Genomic DNA, 5,655 nt, shown 5'->3' with positions numbered 1-5,655 from the left:
GTCGATCGACCGTCAAACGCTGAAGAACAACACGGTAGGCCTGGCCAAGGCCGCGAAGATTTTCAACGTGCCGACCATTTACACCTCGGTGGAAACCGAAAGCTTCAGCGGCTACATCTGGCCCGAGTTGCTGGCGGTTCACCCGGAGCAAAAGCCGATCGAGCGCACCTCGATGAACTCGTGGGAAGACAAGGCGCTGGTAGACGCGGTGAAAGCCACCGGCCGCAAGAAGTTGATCATTGCCGCGCTGTGGACCGAGGTCTGCCTGACCTTCCCGGCACTGCAAGCGTTGGCTGAAGGTTACGAGGTGTACATCGTCACCGACGCTTCCGGCGGTACCACCAAAGAAGCGCACGACATGTCGGTGCAACGGATGATTCAGGCCGGTGCGGTGCCGGTGACCTGGCAACAGGTTCTGCTTGAGTACCAACGCGACTGGGCACACAAGGACACCTACGAAGCCGTGATGGAATTGGTGCTGGAACACAGTGGCGCGTATGGCATGGGCGTGGATTACGCTTACACCATGGTGCACAAGGCACCTCAGCGTCAGGTCAAGTAACCTGCCAATCCTGAAAATGACGCAATCCCTGTGGGAGTGAGCCTGCTCGCGATGACGGAGTGTCAGTCGATATGAGTGTGACTGTCAGAACGCATCGCGAGCAGGCTCGCTCCCACAGGGTTTTGTAGTGTTTACATGATGTGTTTTTCGGCTTCGGGGATGATGTGGCTTGCGCCCAGCATCGCCGGCAACAACCCGGCCCGCAAATCCCCACCACTCGGCTGCTGATAAAGACTCAAACCAAACTCCGGCAGCACCGCCAGCAAGTAATCGAAAATATCCCCCTGAATCCGCTCGTAGTCCGCCCACGCCGTGGTGCTGGTGAAGCAGTAGATTTCCAATGGAATGCCCTGCGCGGTGGTCTGCATCTGGCGGACCATGCAGGTCATGCCGGGTTGAATCTCGGGGTGACTTTTCAGATACGCCAACGCATAAGCGCGGAAGGTCCCGATGTTGGTCATCCGCCGACGGTTGGCCGACATGGCCGCCACGTTGCCTTGCGCTTCGTTCCAGGCTTTGAGTTCGGCCTGTTTGCGACCGATGTAATCGGTCAGTAGATGCACCTGCGACAACTTCTGCTCTTCGTCATCGCGGATGAATCGCACGCCGCTGGCGTCGATGAACAGGCTGCGCTTGATCCGTCGACCACCGGATTGCTGCATGCCACGCCAGTTCTTGAACGACTCGGACATCAAGCGCCAGGTCGGGATCGAGACGATGGTTTTATCGAAGTTCTGCACTTTCACCGTATGCAGCGTGATGTCGACCACATCACCGTCAGCGCCGACTTGCGGCATCTCGATCCAGTCGCCCACCCGCAGCATGTCGTTACTGGTCAGTTGCACGCTGGCAACGAACGACAGCAGGGTGTCCTTATAGACCAATATGATCACCGCCGACATGGCGCCCAGCCCCGACAGCAGCAACAGCGGCGAACGGTCGATCAGGGTGGCGACGATGATGATCGCGCCCAGCACGTACAGGACCATTTGCGCCAGTTGTACGTAGCCTTTGATCGAACGGGTGCGGGCGTGTTCGGTACGGGCGTAGATGTCCAGCAAGGCGCTGAGCAGCGCGCTGAACGCCAGCAGCAGGAACAGAATGGTGAATGCCAGCGCTACGTTTCCGAGGAAGTTAAGGCTGGTCTTGCTCAGCTCCGGCACCAGGTGCAGGCCGAACTGAATCACCAGCGACGGCGTCATCTGCGCCAGGCGATGGAAGACCTTGTTGTGCCGAAAGTCGTTGATCCAGTGCAGGGCCGGCTGGCGGCCGAGCATTTTGGTCGCGTGAAGAATGAGGTAACGCGCCACTCGTCCGAGGACCAGCGAAATGACCAGCAACAGCATCAGCGCCAGGCTTGAATGCACGAGCGGGTGCTGGTCGAGGGCGCCCCAAACGTCTTGGACGTTGAGCCAGAGCTGTTTGATATCCATGGGCTAAAACGATTCTCCTGTAGGWCGCGATCGGTCGATTAGAGCATTTAAGTGGGTTTGGATGACGTTTGAAGACAAATCAGGCAACAAAAAGCCACTGTTTACCGTCGTTTTTACAAAGAAACTCGGCCTGAGCGCTCGAAACCGTTACCCTATGCAGCTGTTTTTTTGTATTTCTTCGAGGTAGCACCCGTGTTTTCCCAATTCGCCCTGCACGAACGCCTGCTCAAAGCCGTGGCCGAGCTTAAATTTGTCGAGCCAACGCCAGTGCAAGCAGCGGCTATTCCGCTGGCGCTCCAAGGGCGTGACCTGCGGGTGACAGCGCAAACCGGTAGCGGCAAAACCGCTGCTTTCGTTTTGCCGATCCTCAACCGTCTGATCGGCCCGGCGAAAGTCCGCGTCAGCATCAAGACCCTGATCCTGCTGCCGACCCGCGAGCTGGCTCAGCAGACCATCAAGGAAGTCGAGCGCTTTGCGCAGTTCACGTTCATCAAGTCCGGCCTGATCACCGGCGGTGAAGACTTCAAGGTCCAGGCTGCCATGCTGCGCAAGGTGCCGGACATCCTGATCGGTACGCCGGGCCGGATGATCGAGCAACTGAACGCCGGTAACCTCGACTTGAAAGAAGTTGAAGTACTGGTTCTCGACGAAGCCGACCGCATGCTCGACATGGGCTTTGCCGACGACGTGCAGCGTCTGGTGGCTGAATGCACCAACCGCCAGCAGACCATGCTGTTCTCCGCCACCACCGGCGGTTCGGGCTTGCGTGACATGGTTGCCAAGGTGTTGAACAACCCTGAGCACCTGCAGGTCAACAACGTCAGCGACCTGAACGCGACCACCCGTCAGCAGATCATCACCGCTGACCACAACGTGCACAAAGAGCAGATCCTCAACTGGCTGTTGGCCAACGAGACCTATCAGAAGGCCATCGTGTTCACCAACACCCGGGCCATGGCCGACCGCATCTACGGTCGCTTGGTGGCGCAGGAATACAAAGCGTTCGTGCTGCACGGCGASAAAGACCAGAAAGACCGCAAGCTGGCCATCGACCGYCTGAAACAGGGCGGCGTGAARATYCTSGTCGCCACCGACGTCGCSGCMCGYGGYCTGGACGTKGATGGCCTGGACCTGGTGATCAACTTCGACATGCCRCGCAGCGGCGACGAATACGTTCACCGYATCGGTCGYACCGGTCGTGCCGGTAATGAAGGCCTGGCCATCTCGCTGATCTGCCACGGCGACTGGAACCTGATGTCGAGCATCGAGCGCTACCTCAAGCAGAGCTTCGAGCGCCGCACCATCAAGGAAGTCAAAGGCACCTACAGCGGACCGAAAAAGGTCAAGACCTCGGGTAAAGCCGTTGGCGTGAAGAAGAAAAAGGTCGACGCCAAAGGCGACAAGAAGAAAACCGGCGCCAAGGCACCGACCAAACGCAAAATCGCCAACCGCCCGAAGACCGACGCCCTGTCACTGGTCAGCAAGGACGGCATGGCGCCCCTCAAGCGCCGCAAGCCGGAAGCGCCGGCAGCTGAATAAGCCGTTGTCGTGACCCAAAAAACCGGACTGATGTCCGGTTTTTTTATGTGCGGGATTCGGGATCAGCTCTCGGCTTTCTTATCCGCCGTCTCCAACTCTTTCAACCGCTGATCAATCAACTGGCACTTGTCCGGCAAGTCCTTGCTGGCCGTGCCCAGATCCATTTTTTGCAACTCGGCGTTGATCTCTTTGGCCTTGGCCGGATTCTGCTCGGTGAGCTTGGCTACTTCTTTAGCCAGTTGCTCACGCTTGGCGGTGGCTTCCTCGGGGGTGCAGGCCCAAACGGGGAGGGCGCAGGCGAGAGTGGCAGCGAGGGTGATTTTCATCAGGGTTTTCATAGGTGAGCCTCAGTTCCGGTTAAGGCGGGTTAACCGGTTGAGGGTTGAAGCGCGAAAAAAGTTCAGTGGGGTTGACCGGAGAAAATTCGCTCCCACATTGGGTGTGTAGCGTTTGGAAATTGTGCATTTGGCGCAAATCCAATGTGGGAGCTGGCTTGCCTGCGATGGCCGCGATTCGGTCTCTGAAGGCTAGCCCCCATGGCAGCAACTGGCCGCAGCTTGCTCTTCATAACGATCGTGATGCCTTACCCATTCCATGATTTCCTCTTCATTGCGGCCCTTGGGCGTGAGGTCGAGGTAGTTGTAGGCGCCGACCAGCAGGTCCAGGCCTCGTGCATAGGTGGAATAGGTGTGGAAGATGTCGCCAGCTTCGTTGCGATAAAACACGCTGAGGCCGGGGAGTTCTTCTTCGGCGCCGTCGGTTTTTTCGTAGTTGTAAGTGGCTTTGCCAGCGGCGACGTCTTCGGCTCGGGCGGTGACGCCGAAGTCGTAGTTGAAGTCGCAGCCTTCTGACGAAAACCAGTCGAACTTCCAGCCCATGCGCCGCTTGAATGCTTGGAATTCGGCGAACGGTGCGTGGGAAACCGCAACGACGGCGATGTCATGGTGCGCCAGGTGTTGGTTGGCGCCGTCGATGTGATCAGAAAGGAACGAGCAGCCGGGGCAGCCTTCATCCCATCCGGCGGCGAACATGAAGTGGTAGATGACCAGTTGGCTGCGACCGCCGAACAGGTCGTTCAGTTTCAGCTCGCCGAGGGGCCCTTGAAAGTGGTAGTCCTTGTCAATTTTCACCCAGGGCAGGGCGCGGCGTTCGGCGCTGAGTTTGTCTCGTTCCTTGGTGAAGGCTTTTTCGTGGGCCAGATGCTGCTTGCGTGCGGCGAGCCATTCTTCGCGGGACACCACGGGATGATTCTGAATGTTCATTGGCATTGCTCCTGCGGGAGGCTGGGAGGTGTCTTACACAGACTAGTCGTTTGGCCTGCGCCAGATTCGACATACCGCCGGTCGGTGCTGTCCAAAACCACGGCTGAACGGCGGCGCCCGGTTTCGGTCACAACCTGAGAGGGCCCCCTCAATCACGCGGTCTGGAGGTTGAATCAGGATGACGACTTATAACTGGGATTTGATTGAACGCTTGCTGCACGAGGTGCAAAACGGTGCCAGTAGCTTTACGCCACGGCCCTATGCCGAGCAGTACGTGGCGGAGAAAACAGCGGAAGGCGAGCAGACGGAAAACCTGGATCACTTGAAAGCAGTGGCTGGTGAGTACGAAAAGTTACTGCTGCAGCGTGGCTACATTGAGCCTCGGCCAGAGGAGCAGGGCGGCACTGGCTCTAATTACATTTTGACAATGCGCGGCTCCAGTTTATTGAGCCTGATCGACAGCAGCATTCCGGGCAACGACCATCCGCGGCAGGTGTTGGATGAGCAGGAGGATGCGCTGGATGAAGTGACGTTTGATGAAGTGGCGTCGAGAGCGCAGATTGCCTGAAGTCCCCGAAATAAATGTGGGAGCGAGCTTGCTCGCGATTGCGGTACATCAGTCGCATCATCGTTAACTGATACACCGCAATCGCGAGCAAGCTCGCTCCCACATTTATTTCGGGGACTTCAGGCAATCTGCGCTCTCGACGCCACTTCATCAAACGTCACTTCATCCAGCGCATCCTCCTGCTCATCCAACACCTGCCGCGGATGGTCGTTGCCCGGAATGCTGCTGTCGATCAGGCTCAATAAACTGGAGCCGCGCATTGTCAAAATGTAATTAGAGCCAGTGCCGCCC

6 protein-coding genes and 1 pseudogene are annotated in these 5,655 nt (G+C 57.9%); 3 read left to right on the top strand and 4 right to left on the bottom strand.

Annotated elements, in window-relative coordinates; translation table 11 throughout:
* On the top strand, positions 1–562 hold a 562-nt coding region (locus tag AC1DSG_RS26725), incomplete at its 5' end, for a hydrolase (RefSeq protein ID WP_477793571.1).
* A gap of 131 nt (positions 563–693) precedes the next feature.
* Here AC1DSG_RS26725 and AC1DSG_RS26720 read toward each other — a convergent pair.
* The gene (locus AC1DSG_RS26720; RefSeq protein WP_477793570.1) at positions 694–1,995 is read right to left on the bottom strand and encodes a mechanosensitive ion channel family protein; all 1,302 of its coding nucleotides are present in this window, start codon (positions 1,993–1,995) and stop codon (positions 694–696) included.
* A 192-nt stretch (positions 1,996–2,187) separates the two neighbouring features.
* Between AC1DSG_RS26720 and AC1DSG_RS26715 the strand changes: the two genes are divergently transcribed.
* Complete coding sequence (locus AC1DSG_RS26715; RefSeq protein WP_477793569.1) at positions 2,188–3,534, top strand: DEAD/DEAH box helicase; 1,347 nt, start codon at positions 2,188–2,190, stop codon at positions 3,532–3,534.
* A gap of 62 nt (positions 3,535–3,596) precedes the next feature.
* Here the strand turns inward: AC1DSG_RS26715 and AC1DSG_RS26710 are convergent, their stop codons facing one another.
* Together AC1DSG_RS26710 and AC1DSG_RS26705 are read right to left on the bottom strand one after the other, a co-directional pair.
* Positions 3,597–3,872, bottom strand: a complete 276-nt coding sequence (locus AC1DSG_RS26710; RefSeq protein WP_477793568.1) for a hypothetical protein — start codon at positions 3,870–3,872, stop codon at positions 3,597–3,599.
* Between the two features lie 189 nt (positions 3,873–4,061).
* Positions 4,062–4,796, bottom strand: coding sequence for a DUF899 domain-containing protein (locus tag AC1DSG_RS26705; RefSeq protein WP_477793567.1), 735 nt, complete (start codon positions 4,794–4,796; stop codon positions 4,062–4,064).
* 178 nt (positions 4,797–4,974) lie between these two features.
* On the opposite strand from AC1DSG_RS26705, the gene AC1DSG_RS26700 reads away from it, so the two are divergent.
* Positions 4,975–5,364, top strand: a complete 390-nt coding sequence (locus AC1DSG_RS26700) for a transcriptional regulator (protein WP_477793566.1) — start codon at positions 4,975–4,977, stop codon at positions 5,362–5,364.
* A gap of 119 nt (positions 5,365–5,483) precedes the next feature.
* On the opposite strand, the pseudogene AC1DSG_RS26695 reads toward AC1DSG_RS26700, so the two are convergent.
* A pseudogene (locus AC1DSG_RS26695) lies at positions 5,484–5,655 on the bottom strand (transcriptional regulator); the annotation flags it as partial.

This window comes from Pseudomonas sp. P5_A12 (assembly GCF_056400685.1).
This window is presented reverse-complemented; position numbering and strand designations above follow the sequence as displayed.